This is a genomic window from Aeromonas sp. S15(2024) (assembly GCF_041402265.1).
Taxonomy (GTDB): Bacteria; Pseudomonadota; Gammaproteobacteria; order Enterobacterales; family Aeromonadaceae; genus Aeromonas; species Aeromonas dhakensis.
In genome coordinates this window covers 44,672-62,021 of sequence record NZ_JBGLQY010000002.1, presented here as the reverse complement: position 1 = coordinate 62,021, position 17,350 = coordinate 44,672, and the positions used below count along the sequence as shown (strand labels likewise).

Sequence of the window (17,350 nt, the reverse complement as noted above, 5' to 3'; positions counted from 1 at the left end):
GGGCGGCGTCGGGATCAGCCACCCACCAGCTTGACGCTGAAACCGGCCTTCTCGAGCTCGGCCTTGATCAGATCCCGTTTGTCCCCCTGGATCTCGATCACTCCCTCTTTCAGGCCGCCGCCGGTGCCGCACTTTTTCTTGAGCAGGGTGGCGATGCTCTTTTGCTGTTCGGCCGGGACGCCGTGGATGGTGATGACCCCGGCGCCCTTGCGCCCCTTGGTTTCGCGGCGAATGCGCACCACCCCGTCGGTGGGGAAGGGGGAGGCGGATTGCGGCTGGTTCTGTTCTTTGATGATGCCGCCGTCCGTGCTGTAGACCAGGCGGCTGTTGTTGTCGTGACTCATGGCAGTTATTTGTGGGTTAGCTAAGCGGAGTTTGATTTTACTCAAATAAGCTTTGAAAACACGGATTATAATGCCCTCAAGTAAAAGAGAATTATTATTGTTTAACTTCAGGAGTCAGTCATGGTACTCGCGCAGTTGTCACCGGGACAGAGTGCTCGCATCAAGAACATGAATCAATTGACCCGTCCCCTGCGGCGCAAGCTGATGGTGATGGGCTTGCTGCCCCAGACTGAAGTCATCTATTTGCGCGCGGCCCCGCTCGGGGATCCGCTGCAGATCCAGTGTCAGGGGATCTGCCTCTCCATGCAAAAAAGCCTTGCCCAGCAAATCGAGGTCGAGCCGGTATGAACTACTCCCTGGTAACCGTCGGCAACCCCAATAGCGGCAAGACCTCCCTGTTCAACGCCCTGACCGGGGCCCGCCAGCAGGTGGGCAACTGGAGCGGCGTCACCGTCGACAAGAAGATGGGCGAATTCAGTGCCCAGGGCCACGACTACAACCTGATGGACCTGCCCGGCATCTACAGCCTGGCCAACCAGGAAGGGAGCCTGGACGAGCAGATCGCCAGCCGCTTCGTGGAGGGCCAGCAGCCGGATCTGCTGCTCAACGTCATCGACGCCGCCAACCTGGAGCGCTCCCTCTACCTCACGCTGCAACTGCGCGAGCTGGGGCTGCCCATGGTGGTGGTGCTCAACAAGATGGACATCCTGCAAAAGCGGCGCATCACCATCGACGAGAGCAAGCTCGCCAAGGCCCTCGGCTGCCCGGTGGTGGCCCTCTCGGCCCACAACCGCCAGCAGGTCGCCGCCTTCAAGAACCAGATCCAGCAGTTCATCGGCCAGCCGCAGCCGGCACTGTTGCTGGACTACGGCTGCGAGCTGGAAAAAGATCTGGCGGAGCTTGAGACCCTGCTCGCCCCGCACCACCTCACCGCCCGTGGCCGCGCCCTGCGCCTGCTGGAAGAAGATGCGGTGATGCAGGAGACCCTGCTGCCCGGCCAGCAGGCCGCCGCCGCCAACGTGGTGGCCCGCGCTCACCACGGGCAGGATGTGGACCTGCAGCTGGCGGACATCCGCTACGGCCACATCCACCAGTGGGCCGCCCAGGCGTGCCAGCAGAAGGGCAAGCTCACCGCGGCCCAGAGCGAGCGGCTCGATCGGGTGCTGCTCAACCGCTGGTTCGGCATCCCCTTCTTCCTGCTGGTGATGTACCTGATGTTCATGTTCGCCATCAAGGTGGGCAGCGCCTTCATCGACTTCTTCGACATCATGGGCGGCGCCCTGTTTGTCGATGGCGTCCACCACCTGCTGGGGCTCGTCCATGCGCCGGACTGGCTGGGGGCCATCTTGGCGGATGGCTTCGGGGTGGGTTTGCAGACCGTCGCCACCTTCATCCCGGTGATCGGCTGCCTCTACCTGTTCCTGGCGGTGCTGGAGAGCTCCGGCTACCTGGCCCGCGCCGCATTTGTGGTGGATGCCCTGATGCGCCGCCTCGGCCTGCCGGGCAAGGCGTTCGTGCCCATGTTGATGGGCTTTGGCTGCACCGTGCCCTCGGTGATGGCGACCCGTACCCTCAACTCCGAGCGCGAGCGGCTGATGACCTCGGCCATGGCCCCCTTCATGTCGTGCGGTGCTCGCCTGCCGGTCTACGCCCTGTTCGCGGTGGCCTTCTTCCCCGAGTCGGGCCAGAACCTGGTGTTCGGTCTCTACCTCATCGGCATTCTGGTGGCGGTGCTCACCGGCCTGTTGCTGCGCAGCACCCTGTTGCCGGGCAAGAGCGACTCCATGCTGATGGAGATGCCGGACTACGAGTGGCCGCGCCCGGTCAACGTCGGCATCAAGACCTGGCAGAAGCTCAAGTCCTTCGTGTTCGGCGCCGGTAAAACCATCGTACTGGTGGTCGCCGTGCTGAGCGTACTCAACTCGCTCGGCACCGATGGCAGCTTCGGCCACCAGGATCAGGAGAGCTCGGTGCTGAGCAAAATCAGCCAGGCGGTGACCCCTGTGCTGCACCCCATCGGCGTGCGCGATGACAACTGGCAGGCCACGGTCGGCATCGTCACCGGCATCTTCGCCAAAGAGGCGGTGGTCGGTACCCTCAACAGCCTCTACGCCGGCAGCGGCGACGGGGAAGAGGAGGCGAGCGAGTTCTCCCTGGTAAGCAGCTTCCAGGAAGCGATCGCCGCAGTGGCCACCAATCTGGCCGACATCGACCCGACCGACCCCATGGGGCTGGCGGTGGGCAATCTGGATGATCAGCAGGCCGCCGCCGAGGCGCAGGAGGTGGACGTCTCCACCTACGGCAACATGCAGAGCCACTTCGACGGGGCGGCCGGTGCCTTTGCCTACCTGTTGTTCGTGCTGCTCTACATGCCCTGCGCCGCCGCCATGGGCGCCCTGGTGCGGGAGACCGGCCGCCAGTGGGCCCTGCTGACCGCCGCCTGGTGCAACTACATGGCCTTCATGTGCGCCACCGTCTTCTATCAGCTGGCCACCTTCGCCGCCCACCCCGAGCAAAGCCTGTTCTGGGTGGCGAGCTACGGCCTCTCCCTGCTGCTGCTCTGGTGGCTGGGCCGTCGCCACGGCGACATAGTGGCGCGCAAGGTGGTGGCCCTATGATCCTGCGCGAGCTGGGGGAGTACCTCGCCGCGCAGCAGAAGGCGAGCCGGCGCGAGCTGGCCCGCCACTTCCACACCTCGGAAGATGCGGTGGAGGCCATGCTCGGCGTCTGGATGCGCAAGGGGCGGGTCGCGAAGCGGGAGACCCAGGTGTGCGGTGGCTCCTGCTGCGGCAAGAGCCAGGAGGTGATGTTCGAGTGGTGCGAGCCGGGTCAGATTGGTCTGGTGCAAAAGGGCTGAGCTCACGCCCGATAGCCCGCATTCGAATATAAAAAAAGACCCGCCGCTGGCGGGTCTTTTTATTGGCGCGTGTTCGCCCTGTTCGCTGGGTTGGTGTAGAAGGGGGGCAGATCAGCGCCCCGGCCAGCGCTGGCCCAGCTCGGCGTGGCGATACCAGGCCATCAGCGCCTGCTGGCCCTGGATGTCGTCCACCGCCGGTGACCAGGGGGCGAAGTCCTCTTCCCGAAAGGGGGCGTAGGGGCCGTGCTTGACCTCGAAGATGACGGCGCCGGGATCCAGAGATAGCACCGCATGCCAGCTGGCGACGGGGGTCTCCAGCACCGAGGTCTCTTCCCCCAGCACGGCGCGGGCAGTGACGGTGCCCTCGTCATCGAAATTGAGTACCACGAAGCGCCCTTGCAGCGCGGTGAGCAGCTCCCAGGTCTGCAGGTGGCGATGGGGGCGGATATAGGTGCCCGGCTCCATGGCGATGGCCAGGCGCTGGATGGGGTCGGCCAGCTCCTGATGCAGGTTGTGGTTCATGCGCAGGCGCGGGGAGTGGGCGGCCTCGTCGGCGAGGCTGGCAAGGCGGGCAACATCCAGTTTTTTCATATGCGATTCCATGGTGAGACGAAGGCAAGGGCCGAGGGCAGAGTAGCACGCACCGGGGGCGGCCGGACAAGGCGCGAGCGGTAAGCAAATGTAAAAAGGGAGCCGACAGGGCTCCCGCTTGCCGGCGCGGCGGCATCACAGCCTGGCCAGCATCTCCTGGGTGACCAGCACTATCCCCTGTTCGGAGCGGTAGAAGCGACGGGCATCCTCGCTGGCGTTTTCCCCCACCACCAGTCCTTCCGGTAGCTTGCAGCCCTTGTCGATCACCACCCGGCGCAGCCGGCAGCCCGGGCCTATCTCGACTCCGGGGAAGATCACCGCCTGATCCAGGGTGCAGAAGGAGTCGACCCGCACGTTGGTAAACAGCACCGAGCTCACGATGAAGGAGCCGCTGACGATGGTGCCGCCGGAAAACATGGAGTTGATGGTCATGCCGTGCTGGCCGTTTCTGTCCTGCACGAACTTGGCGGGCGGGGTCATGTTCTGGCTGGTCCAGATGGGCCAGTCCTGATCATAGATGTCGAGCTCGGGGGTGACGGAGGCGAGATCCATGTTGGCCTCCCAGAACGAATCCACCGTGCCCACGTCGCGCCAGTAGGGGCGCTTTTGCGGGCAGCAGCCGACGCAAGACATGCCGAACGGGTGGGCGTAGGCGGTGCCCTCTTGCACCACCCGCGGGATCACGTCCATGCCGAAATCGTGGTGGGAGGCCGGGTTGGCGAGATCCTCTTCCAGCAGCTGGTAGAGGTAGTCCGCCTCGAAGATGTAGATCCCCATGGAGGCCAGCGCGGTGTCGGGCTTGCCCGGCATGGCGGGTGGGTTGGCGGGCTTCTCGACGAAGGCGTTGATCTTGCGATCCCCGTCCACCGCCATCACCCCGAAGGCGCTCGCCTCCTGGCGCGGCACCTCGATACAGGCCACCGTCACCCTGGCCCCCATGTTGACGTGATCGAGCAGCATGGCGGCGTAATCCATCTTGTAGATGTGATCCCCCGCCAGCACCACCACATACCTGGGGCCGTGATCGCGAATGATGTCCAGGTTCTGGTAGACCGCATCGGCGGTGCCGCGATACCAGGTGACCTCGTCCACCCGTTGCTGGGCGGGCAGCAGGTCGATGAACTCGTTCATCTGATAACGCAAAAAGGACCATCCGGACTGCAGGTGGCGCAGCAGGCTGTGGGATTTGTACTGGGTCACCACTCCGACCCGGCGAATGCCGGAGTTGATGCAGTTGGAGAGTACGAAGTCGATGATGCGGAACTTGCCGCCGAAGTGTACTGCCGGTTTCGCCCTGTTGTCCGTCAACTGTTTGAGGCGACTGCCCCGCCCTCCTGCGAGAACCAAGGCCATGGTCTCGTTCAGCAACTGTCTTGACTGTGCTGTATTGGCAGGTTGTAACGACATTTAATACCCCTTTATTGATAGAACTCTTTGATGGTGCCTCCTTTGAAGCCGGTATGAAAGAGCTTTCACTCACACTTCTTGCATGGTTTTTCGGTCAAGTGATGGTTTTGCCATTTTCGGTGACAGATTTTGTCGCAGATGGGCCGTTCGTTCACCAGATGTCGCTGTGTGCTACGGGCGAGCGAGGAGGGGGGAGGCAGCCGGGATATGAAAACACCCGCCGGGGCGGGTGTTTTCAGGTTCAAGGGGGGAGGTGGGTCAGAACAGATCGTCCTTCTCGTCCTTGGTGGGCTCCAGGCTCCAGCCGGTGGCATCGCTGCTGCTGGCGATCTGGCCCTTCTCCTTCCACAGCTTGATCTTGAGGCGCAGGTTGTTGGCCGAATCGGCGTTCTTCACCGCCTCCTCCTCCTCGATCACCCCTTCCACCACCAGATCGAACAGGGCACTGTCGAAGGTGACCATGCCGAGGGCCTTGGACTTCTCCATCACCTCCTTGAGGCCGCCAAACTCGCCGCGCTTGACCATGTCGCGGATGGTGTGGGTGCCCAGCATGATCTCCACCGCAGCCCGGCGGCCGCCATCAGTGGTTTTCACCAGCCGCTGGGAGACAAACGCCTTGAGGTTGTTGCCAAGATCGTTGAGCAGCTGGGGCCGGCGCTCTTCCGGGAAGAAGTTGATGATGCGATCCAGCGCCTGGTTGGCGTTGTTGGCGTGCAGGGTGGAGATGGCCAGGTGGCCGGTCTCCGAGAAGGCCAGCGCATGCTCCATGGTTTCGCGATCGCGAATTTCGCCGATAAGGATCACGTCCGGCGCCTGGCGCAGGGTGTTTTTCAGGGCGGCGTGGAAGCTGCGGGTATCCACCCCCACCTCCCGCTGGTTGATGATGCTCTTGCGGTGGCGGTGCACGAACTCCACCGGATCCTCGATGGTGATGATGTGGCCGCCGCTGTTGCGGTTGCGATGGTCGATAAGGGCCGCGAGCGAGGTGGATTTGCCCGAACCGGTGCCGCCGACGAACAGCACCAGCCCCCGTTTCTCCATGATGGTGTCGAGCAGCACGGGGGGCAGTTTCAAGTCCTCGAAGCGGGGGATCTCGGTCTTGATGTTGCGCGCCACCAGGGAGACTTCGTTGCGCTGCTTAAAGATGTTGATCCGAAAGCGCCCTATCTGGGGCAGGGAGATGGCGAGGTTCATCTCCAGCTCCTTCTCAAACTGCTGCTTCTGCTCGCCGTCCATGATGGCGTCGGCTATGCTGGCCACCTCGCCGGGCTCGAGCGGCGTCTCGCTCAAGGGGCGCAGGCCGCCGTTGAACTTGGCACAGGGGGGCGCGCCGGTCGACAGATAGAGGTCTGAGCCGTCCTGCTTGGCCAGGATCTGTAGCATGTCTCGCAATTCCATGGTTTTTGCCTCGTCTATCAAGGAGATGCCTTGCTGGGGATGTTATTGAGTGTACAGCGTCAGGCGCCGGTGAGTTTCTCGCGAAAGACAAAAAAGACCGCGCCCAGGATGCACAGGCCAGCCCACAGGTAATCCCATTTCAGATCCTCTTTCAGATAGAAGATGGAGAAGGGGACGAACACGGTGAGGGTGATCACCTCCTGCAGGATCTTGAGCTGGCCGACGGAGAGCACGGTATGGCCGATACGGTTGGCGGGTACCTGCAGCAGGTATTCGAACAGCGCTATTCCCCAGCTCACCAGGGCGGCGATGATCCAGGGTTTGTGATTCATACTCTTGAGGTGGGCGTACCAGGCGAAGGTCATAAAAACGTTGCTGCACAGCAGCAGGCCGATGCTGGTAAAGATAGGGTTCATTAGGTTCTCCTTTAAAATCAATCGCATTTTATCGCCGAACCATGGGTTCTCATAAGTGGGGCGGCAGGGTATTTTTAATCCATCAAGGATGAAGAGACAGAGGGTTGTACGAGATGGGCAAGACAAGCTGGGGTGTGCTTGGTCTGCTGTTTGCCTGCCAGGTGCACGGTGCGCCGACCCTGACGGTAGCTACCGATGTCTGGCCACCGTTTCGAATTGAAATGCCGGACGGTCGGCTGGGCGGACTGGACATGGATATCTTGCAGCAGTTGCAGCGGCGCAGCGGTATCCGCTTCGAAGTGAAGCAGGTCCCCTGGGGGCGGGCGCTCAAACAGATGCAGACCGGCCAGGTGGACCTGATGATCGGGCTGGCCATGACGGCGGAGCGGGCGACCTTCATCGACTATCTGCAGCCGGCCTATTACCAGTGCCGGCCCGCCTTCTATGGCAAGGGGACTGAGGTCTCGACCCTGCGCAGCTATGCCGATCTGCAGGGGCACAGGGTGGGTTATGTGCTCAATTCGGCCTATTTCGAACCGTTCGATTCCGACAGCCGGCTCGACAAGCACGGGGTGCCCACCGAGGAGCAACTGCTGCGCATGGTGCAGCGCGGCCATCTGCCGTTGATGATCGGCACCGACTGCCAGGTGGACTATGCCTTGAGTCGGGGCAAGGAGGCGGGGCTGCGCAAGGCGGCCTACCAGCCATCCCAGCCCGTGGTGCTCTATCTGGGCATGAGCAAGCGCTCTCCCCACCAGGCGCTGCAGCAACCGCTGGCACTGGCCCTGCAGGAGCTGGTGGCAAGCGGTGACATCGCCACCCTCGCCAAGCCTTACCAGCCTTGACCTTGGGTAGTAACACGCTGTTATCATGACATTTTCATGCTGGTGCCCGGTGGCTGACGCCGCCTGGGCACGGGTCACTCTCACCTTCGGGGAGCCTCTGTGTATCTCTCTTTGCTCGCCCGCCAGCAGCGCTGGCAGCGGCGCTGGTTGCTCGGCCTGCTGCTGCTGACCCTGGCGCTGTTTCTCTTCTCCCTGATCTGGGGCGAATTCCTGCTGTTGCCCTGGCACCCCTTGGGGGAGCTCGAGCAGCGCATTCTGCTGGAGCTGCGCCTGCCGCGCGCCCTGCTGGCCCTGCTGGCGGGGGCTGCGCTCGCCTGCGGTGGCGCCGTGCTGCAGGTGATGTTGCACAACCCGGTGGCCGAACCCGGCCTGCTCGGCGTCTCGAGCGGGGCGGGACTGGCCGCCATGGTGGCGATGGCGGTGGCCAAGGCCCTCGGCGTCTATCTGCCGGGCTGGGGGTTGTCGCTGGCGGCCTTTGGCGGCGCCCTGCTGGTGACCATGCTGCTTATCCGGCTGGCGCGCCGGGCCCGGCTCGGTCATGCCAGGCTGCTGCTGTTTGGGGTCGCCATCGGCATCCTCAGCAACGCCGCCATGACCTGGCTGATGTACTTTGCCGATGACGGCTCCTTGCGTGAATTCATGTTCTGGATGATGGGGAGCCTCGCCTATGGCAGCCAGCAATTCGCCTGGTGGTGGCTGCTGTTCCCGCTCGCTCTCGGTTGGCTTGGCTGGCAGGGCAAGGCGCTGCAGCAACTGCTGCTGGGAGAGACCCAGGCCCGCCTGATGGGGCTCGATGTGGACAAAATGCGGGTACGGCTGGTGCTGGCGGTCTGCCTGCTCACCGGGATGGCGGTGGCGCTGTGCGGCGTCATCGGCTTCGTCGGATTGGTGGTGCCCCATCTGCTGCGCCTGTGTGGCGGCAGCGATCAGCGCTTCCTGCTGCCCGCCTCGGCGCTGGGGGGCGGTGCCCTGCTGCTGGCGGCCGATCTCATCGCCCGCTCCGCCCTGCGGGCGGGGGAGCTGCCCATCGGGGTCATCACCGCCTCGGTCGGTGCCCCGCTCTTCATCTATCTGTTGTTGAGGCAAGATGCCCATGCCAGCACCTGATCACCTCGGGGGCCAGCCTCCCTTGCTGGCTGCCCGCGCCCTCGCCGTCGCCAACCGGCTCGCGCCCCTCGACCTTGCCTGGCAGGGGGGCCAGCTGGTGGCACTGCTCGGCCCCAACGGCAGCGGCAAGTCGACCCTGCTCGGCGCCTTGGCCGGCCTCTTGTCGGGGCAAGGGGAGGTGCGCATCGGCGGCGAGTCGCTGGCGGAATTGAGCTGGCCGGAACTGGCGCAGCGGCGCGCCATGCTGCCTCAGCGCCAGCCCCAGCTGTTCCATATCCCGGTATTTCAGGTGCTGAGCCTGGGGCTCGATGAGGCTCAACCTGCGGCCAGGCAGAACGAGGCTATTCAGGCGCTGTGTCAGGCGCTGGAGCTGGAAGCCTTGCTGGCGCGGGACTTCAGCCGGCTGTCTGGCGGAGAGCAGCAGCGGGTGCTGATCGCCCGCACCCTGCTGCAGGTGTGGCCGAGCCTCAACCCGGATGGCCGGATACTGCTGCTGGACGAGCCGCTGGCCGGGCTCGATCTGCACCATCAACTGGCGCTGCTGCGGCTGCTCAAGCAGCTGGCCGGGCAGGGGCTGCTGGTGGTGCTCGCCCTTCACGACATCAACCTGGCCATCGACTGGGCCGATCGCCTGCTCTGTCTGCAACAGGGCCGGGTGGTACGGGAGGGGGGCGTCGAGCTGGTGGACGAGGCGCTGCTGGCACAGGTATTCCAGATCAAGACCGAGCGTATCGAGGCGGGCGGTCGGGTCTGGTTTATGCCCAGTTTGTAGGAGCGGGGCGCGGCCTAGTCGGCCGCCCAAGAAAAAGGGGCCAGTATCGAACATACTGGCCCCTTTGCTTATTGGCTGTTCAGCCCAGCTTGTGCAGGCGCACCTGGGCGGCCTCGGCCAGCATGGCCAGCAGGGTCTCGGTGTCGCTCCAGGAGAGGCAGGCATCGGTGATGCTCTGGCCGAAGGTGGCGGCGCAGCCGTTCTCCACATCCTGCCGCCCTTCCACCAGGAAGCTCTCGGCCATGATACCGGCGATGCCGGTGCGGCCGCGGCGCAGCTGATCGCAGATGTCCTGCGCCACCAGCAGCTGGCGACGGTGATCCTTCATGCTGTTGCCGTGGCTGAAATCCACCACCAGCCGCTCGGGCAGGCCGACGTCGGCCAGCGCTTCGCACGCTTCATCGATGCTGGCGGTATCGTAGTTGGGTCTGTGGCCGCCGCGCAGGATCACGTGGCCATAGGGGTTGCCGGCGGTGCGGTAGATGGTCATCTTGCCGTCCTTGTCCGGGGAGTAGAAGATGTGGCTGTGACGGGCGGCACGCACCGCATCGATGGCGATGCGGGTGTTGCCGTCGGTGCCGTTCTTGAAGCCGACCGGGCAGGAGAGGGCGGAGGCCATCTCGCGGTGCACCTGGGATTCGGTGGTGCGCGCGCCGATGGCGCCCCAGGTGATGAGGTCGCTGATGTACTGGCCGGTCACCATGTCGAGAAACTCGGTGGCGGTGGGCATGCCGAGGGCGTTGATGTCCACCAGCAGCTTGCGGGCCAGTTTCAGCCCTTCATTGACGTCGAAGCTGCCATCGAGGCGCGGATCATTGATGAGGCCTTTCCAGCCGACGATGGTGCGCGGCTTCTCGAAATAGGTACGCATCACGATGCACAGGCTCTCTTTATACTGCTGGCGCAGGGCATTGAGGCGCAGGGCATACTCGTGGGCGGCGGCCGGATCGTGAATGGAGCAGGGACCGACGATGACCAGCAGGCGCTGATCCTCACCGGCCAGGATCGCTTCCACTTCGCGGCGGGCATCCAGCAGATTCTGGGCAACGGTGTCGCTTAACGGGAAGGCGTGCGCCAGCTCGCTGGGAGTGATCAGGGACTCCAGGCGACGGGTGCGCAATTCATCGGTGTGAATGGACATACGACTCGATTCTCGAAATGGGTGGCGTGGGCAGTAGCAATGACTGAGTGCCGAAGAGGCAAAGGGATAAAATAAAGCAAAAAACCCCTGATGGAAACCTCGAGGGGCTCTGATAGGATGTGAGCCCCAAAACGATTCCAAATGAGGTAGATAGCGTGGCAAAGCCAGGGGCAACCGGGGTCACCCGCATCATCAATGCAACCGGTTACAGCATGAAGGGGCTCAAGTCAGCCTGGATCAACGAGGCCGCTTTCCGGCAGGAGCTGATGCTGATCCTGCTGCTGATGCCGCTGGCGTTCTGGATCGGTGACTCCCTCGATCAGATCCTGCTGCTCATCTGCATCAGCTGGCTGGTGGTGATCGTCGAGGTGCTCAACTCCGCGGTCGAGGCGGTGGTGGATCGCATCGGCTCCGAACATCACGAGCTCTCCGGTCGCGCCAAGGATCTGGGCTCTGCCGCCGTCTTCATCGCACTGGCCCTCAACGCCCTGGTGTGGGGCGCCCTGGTGGGCCGCAACCTGCTGGGTTGGTGGTAAGCCGGGCCTTATTTTCTGTCGCGTATTTTACCGCTCTCTTTGCAAGAGGGCTGGATCAGGGCGGTTTCATCTCCCCTTCATCCCCAACCCTGCTCCCGCGAGGGGAGAGGGGGATAAGGTGCAACGACGTGGATCTGCGCTGAGCATCACAGCATAAAAAAGCCCGTCGTTGCGACGGGCTTTTTGCTGTTCTGAAAAACGGGTCTATCAGTGGAGGATGCGGGCACGGATGGTGCCGCCGATCTCCTTGAGCTTGGCCAGCGCCTTCTCGCTGTGTTCGGTCTCCACGTCGATCACCACGTAGCCGATGTGGCTGCTGGTCTGCAGGTATTGGCCGGCGATGTTGATCCCCTCGTCGGCGAAGATCTGGTTGATCTGGTTCATCACGCCGGGCTGGTTGCGGTGAATGTGCAGCAGGCGGCTGGAGCCCTTGTGACCCGGCAGGGAGACTTCCGGGAAGTTGACAGCGGAGAGGGTTGAGCCGTTGTCGGAGTATTTGACCAGCTTGTTGGCCACTTCCAGCCCGATGTTCTCCTGGGCCTCCTGGGTGGAGCCGCCGATGTGCGGGGTCAGGATCACGTTGTCCAGCCCGCGCAGCGGGGTGAGGAACTCCTCGTCGTTGGACTTGGGCTCGACCGGGAAGACGTCGATGGCGGCGCCGGCGAGGTGGCCGCTCTTGATGACGTCAGCCAGGGCGTCGATGTCCACCACTGTGCCGCGGGAGGCGTTGATGAAGATGGCGCCCGGTTTCATCATGCGCAGCTGCTCGGCACCGATGAGATCCTTGGTGGAGGCGGTCTCAGGCACGTGCAGGCTGATGACGTCGGACATGTTGAGCAGCTCGACCATGCTCGGCACCTGGATGGCGTTGCCGAGCGAGAGCTTGTTCTCGATATCGTAGTAGTAGACCTTCATGCCGATGCTCTCGGCGATGATGCCAAGCTGGGTGCCGATGTGGCCGTAGCCGATGATGCCGAGCTTCTTGCCGCGGGCTTCCACCGAACGGTTGGCCAGCTTTTCCCACACACCGCGATGGCACTTGGCGTTCTTCTCCGGGATGCCGCGCAGCAGCAGCAGGATCTCCCCCAGCACCAGTTCGGCCACCGAGCGGGTGTTGGAGAAGGGGGCGTTGAACACCGGGATGCCACGCAGGTGGGCGGCATCCAGGGAGACCTGGTTGGTGCCGATGCAGAAACAGCCGATGGCCACCAGCTTGTTGGCGGCATCCAGCACCTTCTCGGTGATCTGGGTGCGCGAGCGCAGTCCCACGAAATGCACGTCACGAATACGCTCGATCAGCTCTTCTTCGGAGAGAGAGGTCTTCAGATACTCCACACTGGTGTAACCTGCGGCACGAAAGGTTTCCACCGTGTTGGGGTGAACCCCCTCCAGCAGCAGCACCTTGATTTTATCCTTGTCCAGTGAAAACTTGGCGGTCATGACGATCCCTCTATGTTTGCAAAAGTGAGTGCAGATATGGTGTGTGAAGAAAACCGTAAAGTAGCAAAAACGTTGGGGAGAGGGAATATTTGTGACGAAAGTCAAATTCTTTGAAGTTTTCAACGATAGTTGTAAACGAGGGTTTGCAACTCATTGAGCAACAAATAAAAACGGCGCCATGGGGCGCCGTCTTTCATTGCGAAGGGATCATGGGTGACCTGATCCTGTCCATCGGAGGTCAGCTGATGATCACGCCGTCCGGGGTGCCGATCACCACCACGTCTGCACCGCGGTGGGCAAACAGACCGTTGGTGACGGTGCCAACGATGGCGTTGAGCTGCACTTCCAGCCCCTTGGCATCTGTGATGGCCATGCCTTTCACGTCCAGGATGTGGTTGCCGTTGTCGGTGACCACCCCTTCACGCCAGACCGGGTTGCCGCCGAGTTTCTTGATCTCGCGGGCCACGTATTCGCGGGCCATGGGGATCACTTCCACCGGCAGCGGGAAGGTGCCGAGCACGTCGACCGTCTTGGTGTTGTCGATGATGCAGATGAACTTGTCGGCCACGGCGGCGACGATCTTCTCGCGGGTCAGGGCCGCGCCGCCGCCCTTGATCATGTCGCGGGTGCCGTTGATCTCGTCGGCACCGTCCACGTAGACGGAGAGGGCGTCGATCTCGTTGAGGTCATACACAGGGATGCCGAAGCCCTTGAGGCGTTCGGTGGAGGCCACGGAGCTGGATACCGCTCCCTTGATCTCGTCCTTCATGGTCGCCAGTGCATCGATGAAGTGGTTGACGGTAGAGCCGGTGCCTACCCCGACGATGGTGCCGGGAACCACATACTTGAGCGCAGCCCAACCGGCCGCCTTCTTCATTTCATCTTGAGTCATGATCGATCCTTTGGAAAAAAGCGGCCGCATTATATCCAAGGCGCCACCCCAGAGCGACCACCCAGCTCACGTTCCGGGCCAAAAACCCGCAAGATGTAAATCGTTTGCCTGTTTATTGCGCCATGTCATTGCACACATGGCTGTGTCAGCAAGAGCCGATCAGTGCGGCAAGGCCGCTTCCGGCCTCAGTCGGGAAAGTGCCAGCAGCGGCTGGGGGTGATGATCTGGGGCAGCGGCACGTCCCACTCCTCCTGCGGCACCGCGTCCACCTGCTGGCAGTCGTGGGCAATCCCCAGCGGCTTGGGGCCGAGCCTGTGCTCGTGCCAGCAGGCGAGGGTGCGATCATAGTAGCCGCCGCCCATGCCGAGCCGGTTGCCTGCCGCATCGAACGCCACCAGCGGTGTGCAAATCAGATCGAGGGTGCTGTGGGGCACCACCTGCTGCATGTCGAGCTCAGGTTCGGCGATGCCGTAACGGTTTCGGGTCATGGGACTGGTAGCGGTGTAGCGCAAGAAGAGCAGGTGGCCCGGGGTGAAGGGGTGCAACACCGGCAGATAGACCTCTTTTTGCTGGGCCCACAGCCAGTGGATGGCGGGCAGGGGGTTGAGCTCGCCGTCGTTGGCCAGATAGAGGGCGATACGTTTGGCCGCCAGGATCTCGGGATGCTGCTTGAACTGGGCAACCAGCTGCTGGGCCGCCTGCTGCTGCTCGGCCTGGGTCAGGCTCTTTCTGCGCTGACGGATGAGCTGGCGCAGGGATTGTCTTTCAGGCTGGGTATCCGGCATGGGGGCTCCTCTGATGAACGGGCGACGGGGCGATACGTGGATCGCACTGGCAGGCGATCACCTTAACAAGGCCGCGCCGGGTTGAACAGCGCGGCTCGGCCGCCGGGTGGGGCCCGGCGACCGCACTATCAGGCGTGGGCGGCTTTGCGCATCTGGTGCTTGACGAACACCGCCACCAGGGCGGCCAGCGCCAGCGCCATGGGGTAGAAGCTCATGCTCACCACCGCCAGCGGCGAGAGGGCGAAGATGGAGCCCAGCAGCAGCGCCTGGGCGCCCCAGGGGATCAGCCCCTGCACCACGCAGGAGAAGATGTCGAGCATGGAGGCGGCGCGGCGCGGGGTAACCCCGTGGTGATCCGCCAGATCCTTGGCCACCTTGCTGGCGACGATAATGGCCACCGTGTTGTTGGCGGTGCAGAGGTTGGTGAGGCCCACCACCCCGGCGATGCCGAGCTCGGCCGCCTTCTCGTTCTGCTCGCCGTCGTGCTGACGGGTGAAGCGGGCGATGAGGGCGCTGATGCGGGTGCTGATCCAGGCCAGTCCCCCCTGGCGTTCCATCAGGGCGCCGAGGCCGCCGATCAGCATGGAGAGCAGGAAGATCTCCTGCATGCCGGTGAAGCCCTGATAGATGTCCTTGCTGAACTGGCCGAGGGGGTAATCCCCCAGCAGACCGACCCCGCCAGCGGCCACAATGCCGAGCCCCAGCACCATGAAGACGTTCATGCCAGAGAGGGCCAGCACCAGGATCAGCAGGTAGGGCATCACCTTGAGCAGCTCGATATGGGCCTCGGTGGCGGGGGCATCCCCGACCGACCCCAGGGTCAGATAGAGCAGGATCACCCCGATGGCGGCCGGGGCGGCAATCTTGAAGTTCTCGCGAAACTTGTCCTTCATCTCGCAGCCCTGGCTGCGGGTGGCCGCAATGGTGGTGTCGGAGATGATGGAGAGGTTGTCGCCAAACATGGCGCCGGAGAGGATGGTGCCCGCCATCAGCACAGGATCGATGCCGGCGGCCTGGGCCACACCCAGCGCCACCGGTGCCACGGCGCCTATGGTCCCCATGGAGGTGCCCATGGCGGTGGCGATGAAGGCGGAGATGAGGAACAGTCCAGGCAGCAGGAACCAGCCGGGGATGAGGGAGAGGCCGAGTGCGACCGTGGCATCTACCCCGCCGGTGGCCTTGGCCACGGTGGCGAAGGCGCCCGCCAGCAGATAGATGAGGCACATCGCCATGATGTTGCTGTCACCAACCCCCTTGAAGAAGGTCTCGAGGTTCTTGTTGAACCCCTCCTTACCCAGCACCAGCGCCAGCATGACGGCGGGGAGGGCGGCGACGGGGGCGGGCAGCTGATAGAAGGCGAACTCGACCCCCTGCAGGGTCAGCCAGGTGCCGGTACCGATAAAGAGAGCAAGAAAGACCAGCAGAGGCAGCAGGGCTCTGGCGCTGGGTTGAGTCTGGATCATGTGTTCCTCGATGGTTGAACATGACCTCCCTGTCTCAGCCAGCCCGCAGTGGGGTGAGCGTGGCGGGCATCCTGCCGCTATGGGGTGCCTACAGTAGTGAGTCGCGCCCGCCCGGTCAAGATAGACGTCCAGATGGATGCTGCTTTTTGTCTGGTGATTTTGTTGAATTGATTAAATCCGTGAAATATTCGGATTTAAGTAAATATATTGTTGATTTTTCGGGTGGCCAACGACGGCCACGGCGGGCTTTTCAAAGCGGGCGCAGGCTGGTAAAACGGTCTCTTTCCTTAATAGAGATGAGAGGGTGGAGATGGACAATCCGATCCGTGTGGCCGTGATGGGCTGTAATGGTCGTATGGGCAAGGTGCTGCTGGAGGCGATCAGCCATGCCGAGGGCGTGGTGGTCGGGGCGGCGCTGGAGCGACCGGGCTCCGCCGTGATCGGGCTGGATGCCGGCGAACTCAACGGGCTGGGGCGGCTCGGTGTCATCATCAGCGACAGCCTGGACAAGGTACGGGACGAGTTTGATCTCATCATCGACTTCACCCGCCCCGAGGTGACCCTAGCCAACCTGGCTTTCGCCCGGGCCCACCAAAAGCAGATGGTGATCGGCACCACCGGTTTTGACGATGCGGGCAAGGCAGCGCTCCAGGCCGCCGCCGGCGAGATCGGCATCGTCTTCGCCTCCAACTACTCGGTGGGCGTCAACCTGGTGTTCAAGCTGCTGGAGCAGGCCGCCAGGGTGATGGGGGATTACACCGACATCGAGATCATCGAGGGGCACCACAGACACAAGGTGGATGCACCGTCCGGCACCGCCCTCTCCATGGGCGAGGTGGTGGCCAAGACGCTTGGACGTGACTTGAAAGAGTGCGCCGTCTACGGCCGCGAGGGGATCACCGGCGAGCGGGATCGCAACACCATCGGCTTTGCCACCATTCGCGCCGGCGATCTGGTGGGGGAGCACACCGTCATGTTTGCCGACATCGGCGAGCGGGTGGAGATCAGCCACAAGGCCTCCAGTCGTCTCACCTTCGCCAACGGTGCGGTGCGCGCCGGCAAGTGGCTCAAGGGGCAGGGCGCCGGCCTCTATGACATGCAGGACGTGCTCGGCCTCAAGTAACCACATCCACTGACATCACGGCACCCGTGGTGTGCACGAAGGGGCTGCCCGGCCCGTCGTCTGCTCAAAACCCCGCTCATGCGGGGTTTTTTATTGGTGATTTTGTATAAATACCGCTTACACGGTGATTTTTGCACGAAACGAGATAAATCGCCCCTCTCTGCTGTTTTACCGGATCCTGCATTGCATGAATGTCATCGGCTGGTAACGAAAATGGGCCTCAATAGCCCCTG

General features: G+C 63.0%; 18 protein-coding genes. 8 read left to right on the top strand and 10 right to left on the bottom strand.

Annotation, left to right across the window (positions count from 1 at the left end):
* Positions 1–14: 14 nt before the first annotated feature.
* Positions 15–344, bottom strand: coding sequence for a translation initiation factor (locus ACB033_RS04325; protein WP_019840264.1), 330 nt, complete (start codon positions 342–344; stop codon positions 15–17).
* Between the two features lie 120 nt (positions 345–464).
* Here ACB033_RS04325 and ACB033_RS04320 point away from each other — a divergent pair, with 120 nt between their 5' ends.
* From ACB033_RS04320 to ACB033_RS04310, 3 genes are read left to right on the top strand one after another with little or no spacing between them, the layout of a single operon-like run.
* Positions 465–692 (top strand): FeoA family protein, encoded by a 228-nt coding sequence (locus ACB033_RS04320; protein WP_005302641.1) that lies wholly within the window; start codon positions 465–467, stop codon positions 690–692.
* Entirely contained in the window at positions 689–2,962 is a 2,274-nt protein-coding gene (feoB, locus tag ACB033_RS04315; protein WP_139726038.1) for a Fe(2+) transporter permease subunit FeoB, read from the top strand. The genes ACB033_RS04320 and feoB overlap by 4 nt, the downstream gene beginning before the upstream one ends.
* The gene (locus ACB033_RS04310) at positions 2,959–3,201 is read left to right on the top strand and encodes a FeoC-like transcriptional regulator (protein ID WP_005302637.1); all 243 of its coding nucleotides are present in this window, start codon (positions 2,959–2,961) and stop codon (positions 3,199–3,201) included. Before feoB ends, ACB033_RS04310 begins: the two co-directional genes overlap by 4 nt.
* A 111-nt stretch (positions 3,202–3,312) precedes the next feature.
* Here the strand turns inward: ACB033_RS04310 and ACB033_RS04305 are convergent, their stop codons facing one another.
* From ACB033_RS04305 to ACB033_RS04290, 4 genes are all read right to left on the bottom strand, one after another.
* On the bottom strand, positions 3,313–3,792 hold the full coding sequence (locus ACB033_RS04305; protein ID WP_162519940.1) for a WbuC family cupin fold metalloprotein: 480 nt from the start codon (positions 3,790–3,792) through the stop codon (positions 3,313–3,315).
* A 135-nt stretch (positions 3,793–3,927) separates the two neighbouring features.
* Complete coding sequence (gene glgC, locus ACB033_RS04300) at positions 3,928–5,199, bottom strand: glucose-1-phosphate adenylyltransferase (protein ID WP_139726036.1); 1,272 nt, start codon at positions 5,197–5,199, stop codon at positions 3,928–3,930.
* A 258-nt stretch (positions 5,200–5,457) separates the two neighbouring features.
* Positions 5,458–6,597 (bottom strand): type IVa pilus ATPase TapW, encoded by a 1,140-nt coding sequence (tapW, locus tag ACB033_RS04295; protein WP_139726035.1) that lies wholly within the window; start codon positions 6,595–6,597, stop codon positions 5,458–5,460.
* A gap of 59 nt (positions 6,598–6,656) precedes the next feature.
* Positions 6,657–7,013: a DMT family protein gene (locus ACB033_RS04290; protein ID WP_005302630.1), complete on the bottom strand. Its 357-nt coding sequence runs from the start codon at positions 7,011–7,013 to the stop codon at positions 6,657–6,659.
* 113 nt (positions 7,014–7,126) lie between these two features.
* Here ACB033_RS04290 and ACB033_RS04285 point away from each other — a divergent pair, with 113 nt between their 5' ends.
* The 3 genes from ACB033_RS04285 to ACB033_RS04275 all read left to right on the top strand — a co-directional run bounded on the left by ACB033_RS04285 (position 7,127) and on the right by ACB033_RS04275 (position 9,737).
* Positions 7,127–7,858: an ABC transporter substrate-binding protein gene (locus tag ACB033_RS04285; protein WP_024942579.1), complete on the top strand. Its 732-nt coding sequence runs from the start codon at positions 7,127–7,129 to the stop codon at positions 7,856–7,858.
* A gap of 99 nt (positions 7,859–7,957) precedes the next feature.
* The gene (gene btuC / locus ACB033_RS04280; RefSeq protein WP_042052043.1) at positions 7,958–8,965 is read left to right on the top strand and encodes a vitamin B12 ABC transporter permease BtuC; all 1,008 of its coding nucleotides are present in this window, start codon (positions 7,958–7,960) and stop codon (positions 8,963–8,965) included.
* Positions 8,952–9,737 carry an ATP-binding cassette domain-containing protein gene (locus ACB033_RS04275; RefSeq protein WP_162519939.1) on the top strand — a complete coding sequence of 262 codons (786 nt, stop codon included), beginning with the start codon at positions 8,952–8,954 and terminating at the stop codon, positions 9,735–9,737. The genes btuC and ACB033_RS04275 overlap by 14 nt, the downstream gene beginning before the upstream one ends.
* Before the next feature lie 79 nt (positions 9,738–9,816).
* On the opposite strand, the gene ACB033_RS04270 is transcribed toward ACB033_RS04275, so the two are convergent.
* Complete coding sequence (locus ACB033_RS04270) at positions 9,817–10,878, bottom strand: 3-deoxy-7-phosphoheptulonate synthase (RefSeq protein ID WP_005302620.1); 1,062 nt, start codon at positions 10,876–10,878, stop codon at positions 9,817–9,819.
* A 155-nt stretch (positions 10,879–11,033) separates the two neighbouring features.
* On the opposite strand from ACB033_RS04270, the gene ACB033_RS04265 reads away from it, so the two are divergent.
* Positions 11,034–11,414 carry a diacylglycerol kinase gene (locus ACB033_RS04265; protein ID WP_010633544.1) on the top strand — a complete coding sequence of 127 codons (381 nt, stop codon included), beginning with the start codon at positions 11,034–11,036 and terminating at the stop codon, positions 11,412–11,414.
* Between the two features lie 207 nt (positions 11,415–11,621).
* Here the strand turns inward: ACB033_RS04265 and serA are convergent, their stop codons facing one another.
* From serA to ACB033_RS04245, 4 genes are all read right to left on the bottom strand, one after another.
* Positions 11,622–12,854, bottom strand: a complete 1,233-nt coding sequence (gene serA / locus ACB033_RS04260; protein ID WP_005302616.1) for a phosphoglycerate dehydrogenase — start codon at positions 12,852–12,854, stop codon at positions 11,622–11,624.
* A 238-nt stretch (positions 12,855–13,092) separates the two neighbouring features.
* Positions 13,093–13,746 carry a ribose-5-phosphate isomerase RpiA gene (rpiA, locus tag ACB033_RS04255; RefSeq protein ID WP_010633545.1) on the bottom strand — a complete coding sequence of 218 codons (654 nt, stop codon included), beginning with the start codon at positions 13,744–13,746 and terminating at the stop codon, positions 13,093–13,095.
* Positions 13,747–13,931: 185 nt separating this feature from the next.
* Positions 13,932–14,531: a 5-formyltetrahydrofolate cyclo-ligase gene (locus ACB033_RS04250; RefSeq protein WP_005302612.1), complete on the bottom strand. Its 600-nt coding sequence runs from the start codon at positions 14,529–14,531 to the stop codon at positions 13,932–13,934.
* A gap of 128 nt (positions 14,532–14,659) precedes the next feature.
* Positions 14,660–15,994, bottom strand: coding sequence for a Na+/H+ antiporter NhaC family protein (locus ACB033_RS04245; RefSeq protein ID WP_005302609.1), 1,335 nt, complete (start codon positions 15,992–15,994; stop codon positions 14,660–14,662).
* Between the two features lie 310 nt (positions 15,995–16,304).
* Here ACB033_RS04245 and dapB point away from each other — a divergent pair, with 310 nt between their 5' ends.
* A complete protein-coding gene (gene dapB / locus ACB033_RS04240) occupies positions 16,305–17,117 on the top strand; it encodes a 4-hydroxy-tetrahydrodipicolinate reductase (RefSeq protein ID WP_019840272.1) in 813 nt (270 codons plus the stop codon).
* Positions 17,118–17,350: the final 233 nt, after the last annotated feature.